Consider the following 22,711-nt stretch of genomic DNA (forward strand, 5'->3'; position numbering starts at 1 on the left):
ATTGGACGAGGAATTTATGACGAACAATAGCAGGCCCGATCTGCGGCCTCATCTAGTAAAAAGGCTGCTAAAGCCGAGATCGATCGCAGTGATCGGCGTGTCGTCCAAACCCGGCGCTCCGGGGCAGGTCTGCGCTGCGCTGCTGGAACGGGATGGCTTTTCCGGGCCAGTCCATTTGGTCGGGCGCAATGTGACGGAAGTCGGCAAGCGGCAAACCATCACAAACATCGGCGATCTTCCAAAGGGGATAGACCTTGCCGTGCTTGCCATGCCTGCAGTCGGTGTGGCCGACGCGGTCCGCGAATGTGTGGCGCGGGAAATAGGCGGAGCAGTCGTATTCGCATCGGGCTTTGCCGAGGCCGGCGGGGATGCCAAGTCGGCGCAGGAGGCGCTGACTGATGCGGTCGCCGGCGCCGAATTCGGCATCGCCGGGCCAAATTCTTTCGGCCTCACCAACTATGTCGATGCGATCGATATCGGTTTCATCCCCGGTCGCCGGCTTGAACCGTTGGCGGCAGATCGTCTGCCCGGCGTGGCTATCATTGCCCAGAGCGGGGCTATGCTGGTGCATGCGCAGTCTGCATTGGCGGCACGCAGCGTTCCGATCTCATACCGGCTGTCGGCAGGCAACGAAGCCGATCTCGATCTGGCCGACTATGTAGCCTATCTGGCCGGCGATGCGGCGGTCGGCACCATCGCGCTCTATGCAGAGCATATCCGGCGGCCACGCCAATTTCTCGATGCCGTCGCGCTGGCGCAGGATGCGAATAAGAACGTGGTTATGCTGCATGCCGGCAGAGGCCAGCGCGCGCAGCAGGCGGCAGCCTCACACACCGGCGCGATCGCCGGTGACTACGCCGTTATGGCGGCGCTTGTAAGTGATGCGGGTGTCCTTCTGGTCCGCACCGTGGAAGAACTGGTCGACTGTGCAGAGGTACTGCACCGTTACCCGGTTCCGCCCTCTCTGGCCCCCGCTGTCGTAACGACATCAGGCGCGATGTGCGCGGTTACGCTCGATGCTTGCGACGACGTAGGCCTCGACCTGCCGGTCATTTCCGCTCAGGCGCAAAGTGCGATCATGACGCGCCTGCCGCCCTTCTCACCCCCGGTCCAGAATCCGGTGGACTTGACATCTCTTCCTGATCTGCGCCTGATCGCAGATGCTACCAAGGCTCTGGCCGACGATCCGGCGGTCGGATCGGTGCTCATTGCGGTTCCAGCGGGTGGCGGGAACATGGCGATCGGCTGGCTACGGCCACTCACAGAGATACTGCCGACGCTGGATAAACCGGTTTTCATCTCCGTTCTGGGTGAAGAGGAACCGCTTCCCGACGATTTCATGGCCCTGATCCGCGCTAAGGGATTGCTGCTCACCCGCTCGCCGGAGCGTTCGCTGCGGGCGATCGCTGCAGTCACGGGCTATGGCAGATTGCTCACCCGCTCACGCAGTCATCTGGTGCCCGCTGACCTCGGCGATCACTTGGAAGGGGCATCCGCTATCCTGCCGGAGTGGAAAGGCAAAGCGCTGTTGCGTTCACTTGGAATCGATGTCCCGCTAGGCAAGCTGGCGGCATCGGCGGACGAAGCAACCCGCATCGCCGCCGACATTGGCTATCCGGTGGTGTTGAAGGTCCAATCGGCCCAGCTTGCCCACAAGACCGAAGCGGGCGCGGTTGCGCTCGATATTGCCGATGAAAAATCGCTATGCCGAGTCCATGCCGATCTTGTGGACCGCGTGCGGCGCCATCATCCCGATATCGTCATCGACGGCGTACTGGTGGAAGGCATGGCGTCCAAGGGGCTTGAATTCGTGGTTGGCGCGAAGCGCGATCCGCAATGGGGGCCCGCCCTGCTGGTGGGTCTTGGCGGCATCTATGTCGAATTGCTGCGCGACGTGCGTCTCTTGCCGGTCGATCTGACGCCTGAGGAGATCGAGGCGGAGCTGAGGCAGCTGAAAGGCGCGGGCCTGTTCGATGGCTTTCGCGGAGGCAATGTTCCTGACCTTGCCGCCGTGGCCCAGGTCGTGTCCGCCATTGGCTGCCTTATGGCGAGTTGCCCGCAGATCAGCGAGATCGACATCAATCCACTTGTAGCCTTTGGAAAGGGCAGCGGTGTAATCGCCCTTGATGCCTTGATTGCGCTCGGCGCGGATGCCGCGACGGAAACGGACGCTCTGGCGCGCGTACCGGCCTGATGCCGCAGCATCTCTTCACTCATCGCTTTTCCGGAGACCTGCAATGAATACTGATGCCGTCGTCAGCTATACCGTCGAAAACAAGATCGCTTGGGTCCGTTTCAACCGGCCTGATAAGCGCAACAGCATGAGCCCTGCCCTCAATCGCCGCATGATGCAGGTACTGAACGAACTGGAGTTCGACGACAATGTGGGCGTCCTCGTCCTGACGGGAGAAGGAAGTGCTTTTTCGGCGGGCATGGACCTGAAGGAATATATCCGCGAGCCGGCATCGCGCGGCCTTGGCGGAGTGCGCGAGGCGCAGCGTGAATCCTATGGCTGGTGGAGGCGCCTGCGCTGGTATCAGAAACCGACGATCGCGATGGTCAACGGCTGGTGTTTCGGTGGCGCCTATGGCCCGCTGTTCGGCTGCGACCTAGCCTTTGCCGCGGACGACGCGCAGTTCGGTCTATCCGAGATCAACTGGGGCATATTGCCCGGCGGCGGCGCGGCGAAGGTAGCGGTGGAGCTTCTATCCTTCCGCCGTGCCATGTTCCACGCCATGCTGGGCGAAGCGATCGACGGTAAAATGGCAGCCGAATGGGGCCTGGTCAACGAAGCCGTGCCAGCGGCGGAACTGCATGCGCGTGTGACCGAGATCGCAAATGAGCTGCTCAAGAAGAACGCGACCGCTCTCAAGGCCACAAAGGACGCGATCCGCAGGGTCGGCCTGATGAGCTATGATGATGCGGAGGACTATCTGCTGCGTGCCCAGGAAGCGGCATTCTACTACAACGACGAGGCCAAGACCGAGGGCATCAAGCAGTTTGTCGACGACAAGACTTACAAGCCGGGCCTCGGTGCCTACGAAAAAGGTGCGGCGTCATGAGATATGAAACCGTCACGTGTCAGGGGACAGCAGCGTGAGAGAAGTTGCAATGCCGAACGCTGTGCTGCCGGACGACAGCAAAGTTTATTTTGAGCGGGTCAGCCCCACCACCGGCGAGGTCGTCACGCGCGGTGAAGCGATGACAGTGGGACAAGCCTGTGCTTTGGCCGACCGCGCCGCTGCTGCTTTACCGGCCTGGGCGGCAAAGGGGCCCGCTGAGCGGCGCGCGCTCCTGCTTAAAGCCGCCGGGTATCTGGCCGAGCGGAGCGACGCTTTTGTCGACATGATGATCGAAGAGCTTGGCGCGACCGAGGTCTGGGCGCGCATCAACGTGGATCACGGCGTCGTTATGCTTCAGGAAGCGGCCTCGCTGACCACCCAGGTTACAGGTGAGGTCATCCCTTCCGACCGGCCGGAGCGCCTTTCCATGGCGGTGCGGGAGCCGGCTGGTGTGGTTCTGGGCATTGCGCCATGGAACGCGCCTATTGTCCTTGGCCTGCGTGCGGTGGCGACACCGCTCGCCTGTGGGAACACCGTGCTGTTCAAGGCATCGGAAATCTGTCCCGGCGTGCAGGGTATGCTGGCCGAGTTGTTCATCGATGCAGGCTTTCCGGAAGGCGTGGTAAATCTCGTTACCCACGCACCCGGCGATGCGGCTGACGTGGTGGGCGCACTGATCGATCATCCGGCGGTTCGCCGGATCAACTTCACCGGATCTACCCATGTCGGCCGCATCATAGCGCGCCGCGCCGCCGAACAGTTGAAGCCGTGCCTGCTCGAATTGGGCGGCAAGGCGCCCCTGCTGGTGCTTGACGATGCCGACCTGGAAGACGCTGCGCAAACGGCAGCTATCGGCGCCTTCATGAATCAGGGTCAGATCTGCATGTCGACCGAACGCATCATCGTGGCGGAGGCTGTCGCGGACCGTTTCACCGGGTTGCTGAAGGCCAGGACTGCGATGATGAAAGCACAGGATCCACGCGCCAGGACGTCCATGCTGGGTGCGGTTGTCGATGCTGATGTTGCGCCCAGGATCAATGCGCTGGCAGAAGCGGCGGTAGGTGACGGAGCGGTGATGGTCGCCGGGGAAAGGTGTGAGGGCGTAATTATCCAGCCGATCGTTATCGATCACGTCACGCCTGCGATGCGCCTGTTCCGTGAAGAAAGCTTCGGCCCGATCGTAGCGATAATCAGGGCGCGCGATGATGAGCACGCGATCGAGTTGGCCAATGACACCGAGTTTGGCCTGTCAGCGTCTGTCTTTACGCGGGACGGTATTCGCGGGCTCAAAGTGGCGCAGCGGATCAAGTCCGGCGCCTGCCATATCAACAGTCCGACCGCGCAAGACGAACCACAGGTGCCCTTTGGTGGAACGAAGAACTCGGGCTATGGCCGCTTCGGCGGTCGGGCCGGGATCGACGAATTCACCGAGTTGCGCTGGATCACGCTCAACATGGCGGACTCGGCGGCCAGCCCAACCAGAGCACACTGAGTGACTGGTCGACGGCTTTTCGCTTTGTGGCCGCCCAAGGGTCTTTGTAAGCAACACATTTGTCGATAGTATCCGCCTATGAGGAACCAACGAAACGAAATCTCCGAAGGATGGGAACCGAAAACGGAAACGCCCCGACCTCCGGCAGTTCCGCTGACACCACCTCCGAACTTCACCACTCAGGCTAGGGGCCGGGGCAAACGTGAGCGCACACGTGCGCAATTGATCGACGCAACGGCAGAACTGATCGCCAAAGGCGGTGCGGACAGCGCGACAGTGTTGGAGATTACCAATACGGCAGGTCTGGCTAGCGGGACGTTCTATAATTATTTCAATGATAGATCGGAAATTATTGCTGAAACGGCCATTCGGATTATCGAGCAGCTCTCTTCCAAGATCAATTTGAAGGGACAATCTGAGGAAGATATAGTTGTTCGTCTGGCGGCAGGCACGCGTCGCTTCGTTGACATTTGTTATAATCATCCGACATGGGCCTGGGCCGTTTTGCGGGCCGTGGACTACCTGCCAAATCTACGGCCGCAAATCTATCGCTACATCGGCAACACCGTCCACATCGGCCATGAACTTGGTCAATTCAGCGATGAGGACGAGTTCACCCTGCACATGCTGTGCTCCATGCTGTTTGGTGCGGTTCGTTCACGATTGGCTGGCGCGACAGGCCCTGAGACAGGTGAGCGTGTGGCTGAAATGCAGTTGCGCGTGCTTGGCGTGGGCATTGAGAGGGCTCGTGAAGCCTCGCTTCGGCCGATTACCGCTGTTGATATTTCGTGGGATGGGCGGAGTTCCGACGGGACAGCCTAGTGCCGGCGGCGGTTCGCGCGATTGTGTTGCTGCGCCTGGGACTTTCATTGGATCAATGGCTGGGCGGCGCTGCCATGTCAGGCGCCAATTCTCGCAACTCTCGCTTTAATATCTTGCCGCTGGCGCTGCGCGGCAGCCGATCTAGGAACAGGACACGCTTGGGGCATTTGAAGCCTACGAGTTTTTCCCTGCAATGGGCGAATAATGCCTCTTCATCGAGGTTATGATCCGGCTTCACGGCCACGAAAGCGGTGACCATCTCGATCCATTTCGGATGCGGCAGGCCGACGACTGCAGCTTCGAACACCGCTGGATGGGCGTAGATGACTTCTTCAACCTCGCGGGACGCCACATTCTCGCCGCCAGATTTGATCATGTCCTTTTTGCGGTCAACGACGGTGATATAGTCCTCTGCATTCATCATGCCCAGGTCGCCGCTGTGAAACCAGCCGCCCTCGAAGGCTTGCGCCGTCCGCTCCTCATCACGCCAGTAACCGGTCAGTAGTTGCGGTGAGCAATGGATGATTTCGCGGACCTGACCAACCGCTACGTCGTGCATGGCCTCATCGACTATCCGAGTTTCGACGTGGAGGGTCGCCGTCCGACCGAACCGAGGCGTTCCTCATGTTCCTCCGGAAACAAGACCGTCGCTACCGACGCGATTTCGGTCTGGCCGTACAGGTTCCACAATCTGATGCGAGGCAGCTTGCGGCGAATGTCCTGCAGCACCCCCACCGGCATGATCGATGCCCCGTAATAACCCTTCTCCAACCTGGAAAGATCGTGCTGGGTGAACATGGGGGCGCCCAACAGCGCGATCCAAACGGTGGGCGGTGCAAAGAACGAGGTCACGCCATGACGCACCATAAGCGGCGTGGTCCGTTCGGGCGCGATTCCGTCCCGCTCGTATAGATGATCTGAAGCAGATCCCGCGGATTTACAGGATCTTCCACGGGGTCACCGGTGATCATCAGCGCTTTCCACGAACGGATGCCGTGCTCATCAGGACCGGCGGTGTGCTCCCCCGGGCAGGCCGAAAATGAGGAGGTTCGGCGAAGCCGCCACGCGACCTATCGTTGATGTTGAAGCATCAACGAAGGGCATGAACGCGCCGGAATGGTCCAGAATGTAACGGGCCTCCTCTTCGCCGAGCATGAAGTTTATCGGCACGAGAACTGCCCCAGCTCGTGCCACGGCAAAGCGAATCGTAACAAAGGCGTGGCTATTACGCGCCAGGATCGCGACCCTGTCGCCGGGCTTCACCCCTTCGCGCAACAGTCCATTCGCCAGCGAGTCGGCCAGGCGATCCAAGTCAGAATAGCTGAGCTGTTCCGAGCCGCAGATCAGCGCTGTCTTGCTGCGATGTCGCCGGGCCGACCTCCGCAAAAGAAGCGACAACGACTGCCCGCGCGCGTGTTCAGAACCCATTGATCTCTCACCGGAAAACAGGCGGTATCCCGCTATCGACAAATATGACGATATCTTCAAATTTATGTTGAATCAACAAATATGGGGGCCTATAGAGTCCGTCACAACGGAAGCGTCAGCGCTGGGAGAGAGAGATGGCGGTTCGCAGTCTTGGCTATTGGGGTTTTGAAGTTTCCGACCGTTCTGCTTGGCAGCAACTTCTTGTCGATCAGATGGGCCTGATGCGCGCAGAGAACGGCAGCGATGGCGCATACGTCTACCGTATTGACCGGTATCAGTCGCGCCTGCGTGTCTATGAAGGGGCGGCAGACGATATCGCCTTCATAGGCTGGGAGGTTTCCGGGCCTGCGGAGCTTGAAGCGATGGCGCAGGCCCTGCAGCAAGGCGGATACAACGTCCAACCGGGTGATGCAGCCCTGGCCAAGGCCCGCTGTGCAGAAGGGGTAATCGTCGTGGATGATCCCGACGGCGTGCGGACGGAAATTTTCTGGGGACCGGAGATCGCCGCGCGCGCCTTCGTCTCGTCGCTGGTGCCAAGCGGATTTGTCGGTGCGCCTAATGGCGCCGGCCATCATGTGCTGTTGGTGCGCGATCGCGAGAAGACCCTGGCGTTCTACCGCGATATTCTGGGCCTCAAGCTGTCGGACTATATTCGGTCGGAGGATCCGGATCGGCCGCAGCTGTTAGTAACTTTCATGCACGCCAATCCGCGCCATCACTCACTCGCCTTTGCCGAGATTCCTTTCCAACCGAAACGCAAGATGCAACATTTCGCGCTTCAAGTAGCATCGATGTCCGATGTGGGCCTGGCCTATGATCGGATTTTGGCTGCAGGCACGCCTGTCGCGATGACTCTCGGGCATCATCCGAACTGCGACAGTTTCTCATTCTACGGGCGCACACCGTCGGGGCTCGATTTCGAATTCAGCTGGGGCACTCACGAGATCGATGACGCGACCTGGGTGCCCAAGACTTATCCGCAATTGAGCGATTGGGGTCACAAAGTCGAGCTCGACTTGATCGAGCCTGCTTGAGCCTCAACCCGCCCAATCGGGCATCGTAATCCAGGAGCATTTCGCGATGGCACAGCCCATTCTCTATCACTTCGGCGCATCGACTTGCTCGCAGAAAGTGCGTCAGGTTCTCGCTGAAAAGGGTGTTGAGTTCGAATCGCGGGTGGTGAACCTGTTGGCCGGCGAACAGCATGCGCCCGGATATGTAAAACTGAACCCCGATCATCTGGTGCCGACGCTGGTGGCGGATGAGGAAGTTGTGCTCGAATCGACGCTGATCTGCGAGTTTATCGACGATCATTACGATGGACCTCCGCTTCGCCCGGCGGATAGCGTGGAGCGTTACCGGGCTGCAGCAATCACCCGCTTCACCGATACGCGCGTTCATGGAAAAGTGAGCGGAGTGCCGGCCCACGCGATCCTCACCCGCGGGATGCTGTCAAGCCGTACGGACCCCGAGATCGATGCATATCTGGCGGCGATTCCTGATCCGGATGAGCGCGCGCTGCGCACCAGCTTGATCAGGAACGGCATTCACGCGCCGGAGATGTGTGAAGCACTGATCACGCTCGCGCGATTTGTCCGCCGTGTCGACACGGACCTTGCCCTTGGCGACTGGCTCGCGGGCCGGGCTTTCGGCATCGCTGACGCTGGGGTCTTGCCTTATCTCGACCGGTTCGAAGCGATCGGTCTTGGCGGTCTGTGGGATGAAGGAAATGGGCCGCGCGTCAGTGACTGGCTGGCGCGGTGCCGTGCGCGGCCGAGTTATGCCCAAGCCTATACCAAATGGATGCCGGCGGCGTTGGCAGAGACGTTTGCCGGATTTGCCCAGGCTGTCCGGCCGGAGCTCGAGCCGATGGTTGCCGCCGCTGTCCGCGCTGCGAGCGAGGGGTGATGTGATGGCTTACAAACTCTTGATTGACGGCGAGTTGACCGACAGCGACCTGCGGCTGGAAGTGGTGAACCCCGCAACCGGCAAGCCCTGGACCTCCGTACCGCGAGCGTCCGCGATGCAGGCGGAGGTGGCCATTGCTGCAGCCAAGCGGGCACAGCCGTCATGGGCGGCCCGGCCGATAGATGAGCGCCGTAAAGTGCTGCGGGCTTTGGCTGATCGTATTGAAACGAATGGCGAGGCATTCGCGCGCGCGATGGTTCAGGAACAGGGCAAGCCTTTGGCCGAGGCAAGCCTTGAAGTTGTTCATGCCAGCGGCTTCCTGCGCGCGTTCGCGGAAATGTCCCTGGAAGCGGAAGTCGTGCAGGACGACGCCGACTATCTGATCGAGGTACATCATCGCCCGCTCGGGATCGTGGTCGGCATTACGCCGTGGAACTTCCCGCTGCTGATCGCATCCTACAAGCTTGCGCCGGCGCTGCTGCTGGGCAATGCCTTCATCCTGAAGCCCGCCCCGACGACGCCCGTTTCCGCGCTGATGCTGGCCGAGGCGGTCGCCGATCTGGTGCCGCCGGGAATCGTCAACGTCCTTGTCGATGATAACGACCTCGGAGCGTTGCTCTCGGGGCATCCGGACGTTCAGAAAGTATCCTTCACAGGATCGACGGTAACCGGGCGCAAGGTGATGGCGGCTGCAGCGAATACGCTGAAGCGTCTGACACTGGAACTTGGCGGAAACGACGCCGCCATCGTTCTGGACGATGCTGATGTCGCCAAAGTGGCTCCCGGCATTTTCGGCGGGGCCTTCTTCAATGCCGGGCAGGTCTGCATCGCGGTGAAGCGCGTCTATGCGCATCGCAGCATATATGACGCGCTGGTGGAGCAGTTGGCCGCGCTGGCGCGCGAGGCAGTGGTGGGAGATGGCCTGGAGCAAGGCGTGACGCTCGGCCCTCTGCAAAACGCCCAGCAGTACGCCAAGGCGCGCCATTACATAGATGTTGCGCAGCGGGACGGTGCCATTGTCGCTGGTGGGGGCTTTCCGGACGGAGGCGGCTATTTCGTGGAACCGACCATCGTGCGCGATATCGCTCCCGACAGTCCGCTGGTGACTGAGGAGCAGTTTGCGCCGATCTTGCCGGTCCTCCCGTTCGACGATCTGGATAGTGTGGTCGATCAGGTGAACGCAGGCGAGTATGGCCTGGGCGGTTCGATCTGGTCGGGCGACGAGGCGAGAGCTTTCGCGCTCGCCGGGCGCATGACCGCAGGCACGACCTGGATCAATCATCATCTCCACTTCGCGCCGCATGTTCCCTTTCCCGGCGCCAAGCAGTCCGGTCTTGGCGTTGAATTCGGACAAGAGGGGCTCGCGGAATTTTCGCAGACGGCAGTCGTCAGCATGGCGCGCGGCAAGGTTTGAAGCACGATGGGCGACATGCATCTAAACTGGATTGGCGGGCGCGAGATTTTCGGCACGGCGGCAAAGGCGAACATCAACCCTTCTGACCTGGCTGACGTCGTGGGCGACTATGTGCAGGCAGATATAGCTCAAGCAGAGGAAGCGATAGCGGCCGCGCGGGCTGCCTTTTTCACCTGGAGCAGGACCACGCCGCAGCAACGCTTCGACCTGCTCGATCGGACAGGCGCTTTGATCCTTGAGCGGCGCCAGCAGCTTGGCGAACTGCTCAGCCGTGAGGAAGGTAAGACCCTGGCCGAAGGAATTGGCGAAGTTGTTCGTGCCGGGCAGATTTTCAAATTTTTCGCAGGCGAGGCGCTGCGCGGTGCGGGTGACGTTCTGTCATCAGTGCGGCCAGGTGTCGATGTCGAGATCAGCTTGGAGCCGGTCGGCGTGGTGGGCCTCATCACGCCGTGGAACTTTCCGATCGCCATTCCGGCGTGGAAGCTCGCCCCTGCCCTAGCCTTCGGTAATACCTGCGTGATCAAGCCCGCCGACCTGACACCGGGTTGCGCGCATGCGCTGGTGTCCATCCTGCACGAGGCTGGCGCGCCCGCCGGTGTGGTCAACCTCGTTATGGGGCGCGGATCGGTGGTGGGCAATGTCCTGGTGGAATCGCGCGAAGTCGATGCAATCAGCTTCACCGGATCTGTTCCCACCGGTCGGTCGATCGCCGCACGATGCGTGGAGATAGGCAAGCGCATCCAGTGTGAGATGGGCGGTAAGAACCCGCTGGTTATCCTCGACGACGCGGATCTCGATGTGGCAGTGAATGTGGCGCTTAACGGTGCCTTCTTCTCTACCGGCCAACGCTGCACCGCATCCTCGCGGCTCATCGTCACTGCAGGCATTCACGATGCGTTCGTCGAGAAGCTGAGCCAGGCAATGCTGGCGCTCAAGGTCGGGCATGCGCTGGAGCCCGAGACCCAGATCGGGCCAGTGGTTGACGAAAAGCAGCTCGCGCAGAATCTCTCTTATGTCGCTATCGCGCGCGAAGAAGGCGCAGAGGTGGTCGGCGGCGAGCGGCTGGATCGGGCCACCGAGGGCTTCTTCATGCAGCCCGCACTGTTGGTGGGCACCAGCAACACCATGCGGGTCAACCGCGAGGAGATTTTCGGGCCCATCGCCTCGGTGGTCAGGGTCGAAACCGATGACGAGGCCTTGGCCGCCGCCAACGACACCGAGTTCGGCCTTTCGGCTGGGGTTTGCACGACCTCGCTCAGCCGAGCGCGGCGCTTTCGGCGCGATCTTGCCGCGGGAATGGTGATGGTGAACCTGCCGACAGCAGGCGTCGACTATCATGTGCCATTCGGGGGACGCAAAGGCTCTTCGATCGGGCCGCGCGAGCAGGGCAGCTATGCCCGTCAATTCTACACCATCGTCAAGACCGCATACATCGGCTGATCAGCCGGACCCGCGAGATCGGAGAAATGACGTGACAATATCGGGCTTGAAGGAAGCAGCAGTTGCACAAGGGCGGACGCAGCCCTCCCCTGCCGCACGCTATGATGGCGGCGCCGCGGTTGTAGACGTGCTTAAGGCAGCGGGCGTTGAGACAATCTTTCTGCTGCACGGCGGGCATATCGATCCGATCATTCTGGCGGCCGAGAACGAAGGTATCCGCCTGATCGATACCCGGCACGAAGCCGTGACCGGCTATGCAGCCGACGCCACCACGCGCATGACGGGTAAATTGGGGGTCAGCCTGACGACCGCGGGGCCAGGCTTCACCAACGTCATCACCGCAATCACCAGCGCCTGGCTCGATCGTATTCCAGTCTTGTTCATCGCCGGCGCACCGCCGTTGCGCGACATTGAAACCAACGTCCTTCAGGGCGGGATCGATCAAGTCGCTATGGCCGGGCCTGTGACCAAATGGGCAGGCCGCGCGACCAGCGCCGAGACTGCGATGCGGCTGACCGCCCATGCCATCCGCACCGCGCAGTCTGGCGTGCCCGGTCCGGTCTATCTCGAACTACCGATCGACATATTGTTCGGCGATGCCCAGGACATCAAGGACAAGGTGCCGGAAATCCAGCGCGCCGCCCCGCCCGCTCCAGACGCCGACGCGATCAAGCAAGCGATCGCGATTCTCGCCAAGGCTGAACGCCCGGTCATCATGGCGGGAACTGGCGTTGTCCTGTCGCGGGCCGGAGAGCTCCTAGGGCAGTTCGCGCAGGCCGCGGGCATTCCTGTTTTCACAAACGTGAAGGCGGCAGGCGTCCTTGGGCGGGGGCATCCCAATGCCTGCGGTACGTTCGCAGATATTACGCGTGCCTCGCTCGCGCCCGACGCCGCATTGCTGATCGGTGCGCGGATTGGTATGTACACGGGCGGCGCCAACGGCGTGATCCCGGCTGCCGCCAAGCTGATTCAGATCGACATCGACGAACGCGAGATGGGGCGCGAACGCAATGCCGACGTCGGCATCGTCGCGGATTGCAAGGCGACGGCGGAAGCCCTGCTTTCCGCCACCGCCACCACCCGCTGGCCCGACCGTTCCTCCTTTCTTGCTGAAGCACGGCAAGCGCGCGGCTGGATCGCCGAGCGCTTCGGCAACCTCTCCGAAAAGGTGGGCAGCCCTGTACACCCCTGGCAGGCGGTCCATCGCCTGCGCGACGTGATCCGGGATGACGTGCTGGTCATCAGCGATGGCGGGGATACCAGCGGCTGGTGCGAGATCGGCCTGTCCGACCTCGCCGGCGAACCGGGCAGCTATGCCTCAGTCGGGTATCTCGGCAACCTGGGCATGCATCAGGGCTGGGCGCTCGCGGCGCAGCTTGCCTTCCCTCGCAAACGTGTGGTGTGCGTGACCGGCGACGGATCGATCGGCTTCCAGGCGATGGAGTTCGATACTTATGTCCGCCACAACCTCCCGATCGTGACCGTGGTGCTGAACAATTCGGCCTGGGGCATGAGCATTTCCGGCCAGCACGTGATGTGGAAGGGCCGCGACATCGCCGCGCGCCTGAACACGGCGACACGCTACGACCTTATCGCCGAGGCATGTGGTGGCCATGGCGAGCTTGTCACCGACCCCGTCGAGCTTATGCCCGCCTATGAACGCGCCTTGGCGTCGGGCAGGCCCGCCTGCGTCAACGTGGTGATGGAAACCAACGCGCAGGTCATGTCACCGCGCACCGAAGCCATGATCACCGCCATCACCGGCGAAGTGATCATGCCCTATTACGCCAACCTCAAGGAATGAACGGGGATAAACATGGATCTGCAACTGAAGGGAAAGCGCATCGCCGTGTTCGGCGGATCGCGTGGCATCGGCCTGGCGATCGTCAAGGCCTTCGCAGCTGAAGGGGCGCATGTCGCGGTATGTGCCCGCAATCCCGATGATATCGCAAATCTGGTTGCCTGCCTCAAGACCGATGGCGCAAGCATTGAGGGGCGCGCGCTCGATGTTACTGACGCGCACGCTGTCGCGACCTGGATCGCCCACCTGGTGGCGGGTGGCGGCATCGATGCCGCTGTGCTGTGCGTGAGCGCGCTGGTGACCGGCGGGAGCGAGGAGGACTGGCGCAAATCGATCGATGTCGACCTGCTCGCGACTGTCCGCACAATGGAGGCGCTCGTCCCGGCACTCACCGAAGCCGCCGCGATGAACGGCGACGCGGCTCTCATCCACATCTCCACTACTGCCGCGCGCGAGGCGATCACCAGCGCCGCCTACGGTCCGGTCAAAGCCGCGATAGCCAATCTGTGCAAGGCCAAGGCGCGCGAGCTGGCCCCCAAGAAAGTGCGGATCAACACAGTGTCGCCGGGCCTCGTCTATTTCGAGGGCGGGATCTGGGAAAAGCTCAAGACGGCAATGCCCGATCGTTACGCATCCGCCATTGCCCGCAGCCCCACTGGCCGCATGGCTGCCGTGGAAGAGATCGCCAACGCCGCGGTCTTCCTCGCTAGCCCCCGATCCTCATTCACCTCCGGCGCGACGCTCACCATCGATGGCGCGCTCACACTGGGCGTTCAGTTCTGATGAACCGGTCACCGCATCTCTTCCCAAAACGGCAGGGATCAAAGCCACAATGATTGACGAAACTTATGTTCTGATCATCGGCGGCGGTCCGGTCGGACTGACGCTTGCCATTGATCTTGGGAAACGCGGCGTTCCCACGATCGTTGTCAACGAGCATCCGGGTACGGCGCGCCATCCCAAATGCAACATGGTCAACGGGCGGACGATGGAGCACTATCGCCGCCTCGGCGTTGCCGACGCTATCCGCGCAGTTGGTCATGCAAGCGACTTTCCGCGGGCCGTTGCCTATCGCACACGTTTTTGCGGTTTCGAGATCGGCCGCATCGACCTGTCGTTTCTAGCTCAGGCGGGATGGCCCGGCCCCGAAAATCCATGCCATGTTTCGCAGATCGACATTGAGCCGGTGCTGAAGGAGGCAGCCGAAAGGCAGCCTGCGATTAGCGTGCGCTTCGGATGGAAAGCGACTTCCCTGCGCCAGACCGACGAGGGCGTCGAGGCGGCGATCGAGGAAGCGGCCAGCGGTGAGCGGCGGACGGTACGCGCACGCTATGCTGTCGGGTGCGATGGTGCGCGTTCTACGGTGCGTGATCTCATCGGCACCGGCATGGTGGGAGAGGATGGAACCGCTATCCGTAAGTTTGTCTCCGGGACGATGATCGCCTACTATTTTCGATCCGACAATCTGCTTCAGCGGGCCGGGCACGAACCGGCGCTGATGACCTGGATCATGAATCACGACGCGCGCGGCTATGTCATGACGCAGAGCGGAGGAAACCGGTTCGTCGCGCACTTCCAAGTGCCCGGCGATATCGACTGGCAGACGGTTGAAAGCGCCGATGTGCTTGAACGCATGCTTGGGCCGGGCATCAACTACGAAATTATTTCGCAGGGCCCCTGGACCGGCGGTCTCGCGCGCGTGGCTGAATATTATGCCAAGGGAGACATCTTCATCGCGGGCGATGCGGCCCACCTGTTTACACCGCTGGGCGGCTTCGGCCTGAACACGGGCGTGGGTGACGTCATCAATCTCGGTTGGAAATTGGCGGCGGCCTACGATGGATGGGCCGGTCCCGGATTGCTCGCCACTTACCATGATGAACGGCAGCCTATCGGTTGGCGCAACACGCGCCTTGGCGTTGCTTGTGCGGCACGCAAGGACGGTTGGGAAATACCACAGGATATCGAAGAGGATACCCCCCAGGCCGAAGCGAAGCGCAAGGCGCTCGGCGCGCATGTGGAGGTGGATGATCTTCAGGAATACGCCACGATCGGCGTGCAGCTCGGAGAGCGCTACGTTTCACCCGTCATCGCAGCCAACGCCGGCGACATACAATTGGCCGATCTGTGGGATCGTTATATCCCTTCGGATCAAGCAGGCGGGCGGGCGCCCCATTTCTACTTGCCCGATGGCCGCTCGCTTTATGATGCGCTGGGTGAGGGCTTCATTCTCCTGGCGTTCGGGGGAGAAGGATCGGAACCGCTCGAGCAGGCAGCATTGGCGCGCGGCGTTCCTTTGACAGTCGTTCGGCTTACCGATTACCCGGCCGATTATCACCGCGCTCTCGTCCTCATCCGCCCGGACCACCAGATAGCTTGGTCGGGAGATACGCTGCCGTCCGATCCGCTTGCGCTTGTCGATCAGATCAGGGGGGCTTGGCCAGTTGATACATATACAGGTAGGAACACGATCATCGGCCGGCATTCATCAGCCGCTTCATCCTGATATTGGTCAAGCTTTCTGCATTCTTCATGGCGGCGGCTATTCCGCCAGCTCGACCGTGATCACATTGCTTGCGGCGGCCTTGCGGGCTGGGCACAGTGAAGCAGAAAGCATAGCGCCGTACGGGTCCGATTTCGGGGGTATCCACGCGGCGCACGAGGGAGAATTTAATGGCTGTTGACCGGTTGAACAGAAGCTACAAGCTTGTGCGTCGTCCGCAGGGCATGCCGGCGGCTCAGGATTTCCGGTTGGTCGAGGAGGCGGTTCCCGAGCCTGCGGAGGGTCAATTTCTTGTGCGCAACCATTATGCCTCGCTCGATCCGGCGATGCGGGGCTGGATGGACGACCGGCCGTCCTATCTGCCGCCGATTCCGCTTGGCGCTTCGATGCGCGCGGGAACGATCGGCGTGATAGAAAAATCGCGAAATGCCGATTTTCCGGTGGGGCGGTGGGTTTCCAGCCACAACGCCATCGAAGACTATTCGCTGTGTGACGGCGGCGGGCGTACGCGGCTTGTCGATCCCGATGGGGTGCCATCGGTGACGAATTATCTTTCGGCGATAGGCACGGTCGGCATGACGGCATATTTCGGCCTACTCGACGTTGGCCGACCCAAGGCCGGCGAGACCGTACTGGTATCCGGCGCCGCTGGCGCCGTTGGCTCGCTGGTCGGGCAGATTGCGAAAATGAAAGGCTGCCGCACTATCGGCATCGCGGGCGGGGCGGCCAAATGTGCGCGGCTGCTGCGCGACTATGGCTATGACGTGGCGATCGATTATCGCGGCAAGTCCTACCCTGAGCTGATCGCGGCGATCGGGGAGGCGGCGCCCGACGGTGTTGATCTCCAATTCGAAAATGTCGGCGGCGCAATTCTCGATGCGGGACTGGTAACGCTCAATCCGTATGGCCGGATCGTCCTGTGCGGTCTCATCAGTCAGTATAATTCAGAGCCCTATCCACTGCGCAATGTTTGGCAACTCATCGCCAAGGGCGCGCGAATGGAAGGCTTCATCATGACGCATTTTTTTCACCGCGGGGCAGAGGCGCTTCCCGATCTCACCGCGTGGGTCGGGCAAGGTAAATTGCGCGTTGACGAACATATCGAGCAGGGACTGGAAAATTTTCTGCCCGCGTTCCTGCGCCTGTTCGAAGGAACGAACGAAGGCAAGATGATCCTTAAACTTACCTGAGCCGGATATTCCCCGCGGCCGCCGGCTTTATTATCCCCATCAGACAGAAAGAGCTTTGTTCATGATACTGATTTTCGGCGGTAACGGCTTTGTCGGCCAACACGTGACGCGTGAACTGGTCGACCAGGGCGAAAGAGTTACGGTCACCGGCTTTTCCCGTCCCCTTGGCTCGCCGCTGCTGGCTGAAGCGCTGGCGTGCGGCCAGGCATGCAGCGCGCAGGTAGACATCACTGATCCCTTTGCGGTGATGGAACTGGTCGGCAAAGTGCGCCCCAAGGTGGTGATGGATATCACCGGCTATCATCCCAAGGCGCTTTCGCCAGTCCGCGACGTCCAGTTCCGCACCTCAGCGCTGCTCAACATGCTGGAAGCGGCGCGCATTCACGAGGTCGAACGTGTTGTCCTCATGAGTTCAATGGATGCCTATTGGGGTATTGATACCGCCGATTGCCCCTTTCGGGAGGATGATCCGGTTCCGCTTCTTGAACAGGACGATCATTTCATCGTTCAGTCATGGGTCAAGAAATCGCTGGAGGTGATCGGTAATCTCTATCGCCGCCAGCACGGAATGAACATCGTCTTCGTCCGGGCCAGCGGTATCTACGGCCCGCATTATCGCACCTGGCTCAATGTTCCCAGCCGCATAGCCCGCGCCGCCGCGGGTGGCGGCCAGTTCTCGGGCCCACCGGCTTTTGACGAGGACGGCTATGATCAAGTCTACGTTAAAGACATGGCGCGCGGCATCGGCCTGGTGATGCTGGCCGGGCAGTTGCAGCACCCGGTCTACAATATCGGCGCGGGCCGGGCTCCGCGCTACGGGGAATTTGTAGCAGCCGCGCGCAAGGCTGTGCCCGGTTTCACGCTTGATCTGCCTTCGCGTCCTGCCGGTGAGATGCCTGGGGCCATGGAAGGAAGGTGGATGGCCATTGATCGCGCGCGCGCCGAACTGGGCTACGAGCCGCGCTTTGGAATTGATCAGGCCATGGCGGAATATATCGATTGGATTGCCAAAGATCCGTGAGCGTCCCCCGTTCATCTGTGGACGTGTCTGATTGGCCAGCGCCGCCATTCTTATCTGGGCGGCATCAGCCCGCTCGCGTTTGAGGCCAAGGTGGCATAATGAGATAGGTGACCGGCGCAAAACCGTTACAAGTCCAATCTAGCAGGTGGGCCGGGAACGATAGAGATACCTTGGAAGCCTTCGTCTGGATCAGAAATCCAGCCTCGCCTCCCTCTGATCGTACGCCGCAGTGCGTCCGTGTTCGCGGCACACTGCGTTTCTTATTATAATTGCCTGAGCCAATCTTCTACTTGCATGAAATGGGCTGGCCAGGTCACAGGTTCGAACCGCGAGATCATTTCGGTCTGACGTCTCCGGTCACCCTGCCCCCCCAGGTAATCCAGCACCGCCAGCTGCCAGGCCGATAGGTCGCAAGGGTCCAGGTACAGCGGGATATCGCCGGCGATTTCCCGGTACACCGGCAAATCACTGACGATCACCGGCGTTCCATATTGGAGCGCCTCCACCACGGGTATGCCATAGCCTTCCACGAAGGAGGGCATCAGCATCGCGCGAGCGCCGGCGAGATACTCGAACTTCTCATCATCACCACAGTGATTGAGTTCAAGCACGTGCGGCTTCAAAGCCTGGCAACGATCCAGCATCGCAAAGGCGCTCTGCGCTTCCCATCCACGCTGGCCGATAATGACCAATTGCGGTGTGTTCTCGCCCAGCGTTTCGGCAAGGCGCTTCCACAATTGCAACAGCAGGATGTGATTTTTTCGGCTCTCTATGGTTCCGACCGTAACGAAATAAGGGCGGTCGAGAGCTTTGGGCGTCACGATATCCCGATCCGTCTGCATCGCGATGAGCGCCGCCAATGTCGGAGGCAGGGGGATGTCGCGCTGCGAAGCAAACCGGGCGAGATCATTCACCGTTGCGGACGACACACTGATAATGCCTGATGCACAGCGGAGGGCATTCTCCATTCGCAACCGGTGCTTGCTAAATTCCGGGGCGCGGCAGTGTTCCGGGTGCGTCAAGGGAATAAGATCGTGGATCATGAACGCGGCCCGGATCGCCGATCCCCCGACCCACCGCGGCAGATCCGGCGCGTCAAGCCCGGTGTGCCCGACATTCAGATAAATCCGCTCATGCCCCCCTTGGTCTGCCTCGCGACTGAAGATGGCTTTTGCCCCACCCTGCAAAAGCCGGCGACGGAAATCGGAACCGTTGGCGAGAATAATATCGGCCAGATCATCCGACTGTGCGGGCGTGAGAATGCGGCGCCTGGTGCCCCGCTGGATAACCAGTTGAGACCGCGCGCCGAAGTGGGCCAGATAAGCATGGCACACCCTGTCTATCCCTGTCGGCAAGCCACCAACCCACTGCCGCCAGATCAACCGGCTGACATCCAGAAGATATTCGCGGGCAACTTTGCGCATCGACATTTACCGAACGTCTGTTTCGACCGATGCGGCCCGCACTATTCCGCCAAACACGGGATTCCGAGCGGGACGAATGACGATCCGAAAAATCCACGCGGTTTTGGGCGAATAACTGGGCAACAACTGAAAACCGACCAACCGGAACACCTCCGATAGCGCATGACTGCACGCGCCTTAGTCAAGTCCGATGAAGGATGCCACGCCTTTGCTCTCTTTAGCTTTGCTGCCCCGGAAATGTACCTAGCCGCCTGATATCTATTTCGCACATGCCGCATCGCTAACAAGCGTTTACCAAGCCTGGAGAAGCAATCGTGCGTGATATGAAGATGACCGGCCGGGTCGCGGCCGCCTTCAGCGTGATAATCGTCCTCATGGTCATGCTTGCCGCCATAGCCATTTTTCGTGTCGGGGATGTCGATCGGAACCTCAGGACCATTAATGACCTGAACTCGGTGAAACAGCGCTATGCGATCAACTTTCGCGGCAGCGTTCACGACCGTTCGATCGCCATTCGCGACGTAGTTCTTTCGACCACGCCGGACGAGTTGAAGGAAGCGCTCGACACCATTGCCGATCGCGAGGCCAAATACCGCGATTCCGCCGGGCCGCTCGACAAGATGTTGGCGGACGACCCGTCGCCATTATCTGAGGAAGTCCGCATTCTAGCCAGCATCAAGGATGTGGAAAGCAAGACCAACCCCCTCGTCGAAAGCCTGATCGCCCATCGGCAAAGCGGCGACGCCGCAGGCGCTAGAGCGGTGCTTGCTAAGGCCCGGCCACAGTTCGTCCAATGGCTGAAAGTCATCAATCAATTCATCGACCTGGAAGAGGCGCACAACAAGGAAATCGGCACTGACACGCGCGACAAGACTGGCGGCTTCACCCTGCTGATCGCGTTGCTGTGCACGGCCAGCCTTGCCATCGGCGGCCTCGCGATCTGGTGGGCGACAAGCGACATGCGCAAGCTCCCCGCGATGACCGAGATCCTGGAGAAGCTGACTCAAGGGCACCGCGACGTCGCCATCCCTGTCGCCAGCGGAGCCAACGAGCTGGCGCAGCTTGCCGCCGCCATGGCCAGCTTTCGCGATCAGCTTGCCGAAGCGGATCGCGCCAAGCATGAGCAGATGGACATGCTGGTATCCAGCATCGGCAGCGCGCTGGAACGCCTGGCGATGGGCGACCTTGGCGTGCGTGTCGAACAGAACCTGGATGGCATGTTCGCCAAGCTCAAGGACGATTTCAACCGCGCGGTTTCGGAACTGGAAACCACGCTGGGCCAAGTGGTCCACACTTCGGAAAGCGTACATACCGGCTCTGTCGAGATCAGTTCGGCCTCGAACGATTTGGCGCAACGGACCGAACGGCAAGTGGCAGGGCTGCAACAGGCCGCGACCACGCTGGATGAAATCACCGGCACTGTGCAGGCGGCCGCCCATGATGCGGCGCGCGCCCACACGGCGGTGTCGGAAGCTCAGGTCGAGGCGCATGAGTCCGGTGAAATCGTGCGCCGGGCGATTGCGGCGATGAGCGGCATCGAAAGCTCCTCTGCGGAAATTTCCGAGATCATCACGGTGATCGATGGCATTGCCTTTCAGACCAATTTGCTGGCCCTTAACGCCGGTGTCGAAGCCGCCCGCGCCGGTGACGCCGGCAAGGGTTTTGCCGTAGTCGCCTCGGAAGTGCGAGCGCTGGCTCAACGGTGCGCCGAGGCGGCACAGGACATCAAGACGCGCATCCTCGCCTCTACGGAGCATGTCCAGGCCGGTTCGCGTTACGTGGGCGAGACCGGCGACGCGCTGGATCGCATCAGTACGCGCGTGGGCGAAATCAACGATATCGTCTCCTCGATCAGCGCTTCGGCGCAGCGGCAGGCGACGGGTCTGCAGCAGGTCAACGCATCCGTTTCAGAGATCGACGGCTTCACGCAGCAGAACGCGGCCATGGTCGAGGAAACCACCGCCGCCGCCCGCAACCTGGCCTCTGAAGCCGACGCGCTCACCAAGCAGATCGCGCGCTTCCAGTTGGGGCGCTCTCACCGCCAATCCGTGGGCCGATCATCACCGCGCCCGGAAACGAGTCGTCCGGCGCGGAGTGTTGCAATGCCCACGCTGGGCAATGTCGCGCTCGCGGCGAACGCCGATGCGCAGGATTGGTCCGAGTTCTGAATGCGCGGCGGTTTGCGCCGTTCACGCAATTCCCCATAAGGAAACGCCTCTGAAGAGCTTGGCTCTTCAGAGGCGTCCCGCGCCGTCGCATACTCGGTGGAAATAAGTGCGACGGTATAGGAAGCGATCAGTTCACATCAGCGCCCGCATTAGCGCCGGCATTGAGGCCCACATTGGCGGAGCCGCTGCCGCCGCTCTTCGAGGCCGAACCGGCTGCCGAGCCCGATGCCGCGCCATTGGCGGAGGCTTTCTTCCCGCCCGCATTGGCGCTGGCCGAACCATCGCCCGAGCCGCTGGCGTTGGCGTTCGAGGCACCGCTGGCGGCATTGTCGACCTTCCCGCGCGCCGCCGAGACCTGTTCGCCCGCGGCATTTTTCACCGCATGAACAGCGCCGGTCGCAGTGCCGGTGAGCTGGGAAGTGGCGTCACCAGCATTGACCGGAAGGTTCGCAGCGCCTGTCAGACTGCCTGAACCGGATCCCGAAGCCGAACCATGGCTGCCCGATCCGCTGGCCGAACCGGAACCGGCAGCAGCGCTATTGCCGGCGGCGGTAGCTCCGTTCGTCACCGAACCAAGCGTGCCGTTGACGCTGCCAGTCGCCGAGCCAACCAGGTTTCCGGCGGCCGAGTGCGCCCCGGAAGCGGTGTTGCTCGCTGACGAGCTGTCAGGCGTCGCGGGCTGGTGACCCCGCTTCCTGACATGTGCGGAGGCATTGGCCGCCCCATTGACAGTCGAGTTGACGCTGCGCTGCGCGTGCGAAACACCAATGTCGCCCGCGCCGTTCACCGCGCCGCCAATCGTGCTGCCGACATCGCCCATGCCGCCACCGAGGGTTCCACCCAAAGTGCCGCCAACCATGCCGCCAAGGCCGCCCCCGCCACCCAGCAGTTGGGCATTCGCCGCGCCGGGCATGACGACAAGGGCGACAGTGGCGATAGCGGTCGTGAGAGTAAGCTTGTTCATGGTACTGCTCCTTCCTTCATTTCCCTCCGGGCCTTGCCTCGAGGGTATCTGGTGGAAGGAACGAGTGGCGCTTT

19 protein-coding genes are annotated in these 22,711 nt (G+C 61.4%); 14 read left to right on the forward strand and 5 right to left on the reverse strand.

All coding sequences use genetic code 11. The features are described from left to right. Positions 1-16: 16 nt before the first annotated feature. The 4 genes from V7D69_RS03180 to V7D69_RS03195 all read left to right on the forward strand — a co-directional run bounded on the left by V7D69_RS03180 (position 17) and on the right by V7D69_RS03195 (position 5,376). Positions 17-2,194: an acetate--CoA ligase family protein gene (locus V7D69_RS03180; protein WP_333605047.1), complete on the forward strand. Its 2,178-nt coding sequence runs from the start codon at positions 17-19 to the stop codon at positions 2,192-2,194. 43 nt (positions 2,195-2,237) lie between these two features. Beyond that, the gene (locus V7D69_RS03185) at positions 2,238-3,062 is read left to right on the forward strand and encodes a p-hydroxycinnamoyl CoA hydratase/lyase (RefSeq protein ID WP_324063099.1); all 825 of its coding nucleotides are present in this window, start codon (positions 2,238-2,240) and stop codon (positions 3,060-3,062) included. Between the two features lie 49 nt (positions 3,063-3,111). Then, positions 3,112-4,554, forward strand: a complete 1,443-nt coding sequence (locus V7D69_RS03190; protein ID WP_324063101.1) for an aldehyde dehydrogenase — start codon at positions 3,112-3,114, stop codon at positions 4,552-4,554. A 222-nt stretch (positions 4,555-4,776) separates the two neighbouring features. Next, positions 4,777-5,376 (forward strand): TetR/AcrR family transcriptional regulator, encoded by a 600-nt coding sequence (locus V7D69_RS03195; RefSeq protein ID WP_324063103.1) that lies wholly within the window; start codon positions 4,777-4,779, stop codon positions 5,374-5,376. 52 nt (positions 5,377-5,428) lie between these two features. Here the strand turns inward: V7D69_RS03195 and V7D69_RS03200 are convergent, their stop codons facing one another. From V7D69_RS03200 to V7D69_RS03210, 3 genes are all read right to left on the reverse strand, one after another. Beyond that, positions 5,429-5,935, reverse strand: coding sequence for an AMP-binding enzyme (locus V7D69_RS03200; protein WP_333605048.1), 507 nt, complete (start codon positions 5,933-5,935; stop codon positions 5,429-5,431). A gap of 11 nt (positions 5,936-5,946) precedes the next feature. After that, a complete protein-coding gene (locus V7D69_RS03205; RefSeq protein WP_333605049.1) occupies positions 5,947-6,228 on the reverse strand; it encodes an AMP-binding protein in 282 nt (93 codons plus the stop codon). A gap of 150 nt (positions 6,229-6,378) precedes the next feature. Further along, positions 6,379-6,804 (reverse strand): AMP-binding protein, encoded by a 426-nt coding sequence (locus tag V7D69_RS03210; protein ID WP_333605050.1) that lies wholly within the window; start codon positions 6,802-6,804, stop codon positions 6,379-6,381. A 134-nt stretch (positions 6,805-6,938) separates the two neighbouring features. Between V7D69_RS03210 and V7D69_RS03215 the strand changes: the two genes are divergently transcribed. From V7D69_RS03215 to V7D69_RS03255, 9 genes are all read left to right on the forward strand, one after another. Continuing rightward, positions 6,939-7,838, forward strand: coding sequence for a VOC family protein (locus V7D69_RS03215; protein WP_324063113.1), 900 nt, complete (start codon positions 6,939-6,941; stop codon positions 7,836-7,838). A gap of 46 nt (positions 7,839-7,884) precedes the next feature. Beyond that, positions 7,885-8,712, forward strand: coding sequence for a glutathione S-transferase family protein (locus tag V7D69_RS03220; protein ID WP_333605051.1), 828 nt, complete (start codon positions 7,885-7,887; stop codon positions 8,710-8,712). Between the two features lie 4 nt (positions 8,713-8,716). Continuing rightward, positions 8,717-10,126, forward strand: coding sequence for an aldehyde dehydrogenase family protein (locus tag V7D69_RS03225; RefSeq protein WP_333605052.1), 1,410 nt, complete (start codon positions 8,717-8,719; stop codon positions 10,124-10,126). Between the two features lie 6 nt (positions 10,127-10,132). Then, positions 10,133-11,566, forward strand: a complete 1,434-nt coding sequence (locus V7D69_RS03230; protein WP_324063119.1) for an aldehyde dehydrogenase family protein — start codon at positions 10,133-10,135, stop codon at positions 11,564-11,566. A gap of 31 nt (positions 11,567-11,597) precedes the next feature. Continuing rightward, positions 11,598-13,370 carry a thiamine pyrophosphate-binding protein gene (locus V7D69_RS03235; protein WP_324063120.1) on the forward strand — a complete coding sequence of 591 codons (1,773 nt, stop codon included), beginning with the start codon at positions 11,598-11,600 and terminating at the stop codon, positions 13,368-13,370. Positions 13,371-13,382: 12 nt separating this feature from the next. Next, on the forward strand, positions 13,383-14,150 hold the full coding sequence (locus V7D69_RS03240; protein ID WP_324063122.1) for an SDR family NAD(P)-dependent oxidoreductase: 768 nt from the start codon (positions 13,383-13,385) through the stop codon (positions 14,148-14,150). Positions 14,151-14,199: 49 nt separating this feature from the next. Further along, positions 14,200-15,873, forward strand: a complete 1,674-nt coding sequence (locus V7D69_RS03245) for an FAD-dependent monooxygenase (RefSeq protein ID WP_324063124.1) — start codon at positions 14,200-14,202, stop codon at positions 15,871-15,873. A gap of 167 nt (positions 15,874-16,040) precedes the next feature. Next, positions 16,041-17,060 (forward strand): NADP-dependent oxidoreductase, encoded by a 1,020-nt coding sequence (locus V7D69_RS03250; RefSeq protein ID WP_324063126.1) that lies wholly within the window; start codon positions 16,041-16,043, stop codon positions 17,058-17,060. 61 nt (positions 17,061-17,121) lie between these two features. After that, positions 17,122-18,081: an NAD-dependent epimerase/dehydratase family protein gene (locus V7D69_RS03255; RefSeq protein ID WP_324063128.1), complete on the forward strand. Its 960-nt coding sequence runs from the start codon at positions 17,122-17,124 to the stop codon at positions 18,079-18,081. A gap of 263 nt (positions 18,082-18,344) precedes the next feature. Here the strand turns inward: V7D69_RS03255 and V7D69_RS03260 are convergent, their stop codons facing one another. Beyond that, a complete protein-coding gene (locus V7D69_RS03260) occupies positions 18,345-19,511 on the reverse strand; it encodes a glycosyltransferase family 4 protein (protein WP_333605053.1) in 1,167 nt (388 codons plus the stop codon). 317 nt (positions 19,512-19,828) lie between these two features. Here V7D69_RS03260 and V7D69_RS03265 point away from each other — a divergent pair, with 317 nt between their 5' ends. After that, positions 19,829-21,673: a methyl-accepting chemotaxis protein gene (locus V7D69_RS03265; protein ID WP_333605057.1), complete on the forward strand. Its 1,845-nt coding sequence runs from the start codon at positions 19,829-19,831 to the stop codon at positions 21,671-21,673. Positions 21,674-21,800: 127 nt separating this feature from the next. Here the strand turns inward: V7D69_RS03265 and V7D69_RS03270 are convergent, their stop codons facing one another. After that, positions 21,801-22,637: a hypothetical protein gene (locus tag V7D69_RS03270; RefSeq protein WP_333605054.1), complete on the reverse strand. Its 837-nt coding sequence runs from the start codon at positions 22,635-22,637 to the stop codon at positions 21,801-21,803. Between the last annotated feature and the right edge of the window lie 74 nt (positions 22,638-22,711).

The organism is Novosphingobium sp., assembly GCF_036733805.1.
Lineage (GTDB): Bacteria > Pseudomonadota > Alphaproteobacteria > Sphingomonadales > Sphingomonadaceae > Novosphingobium.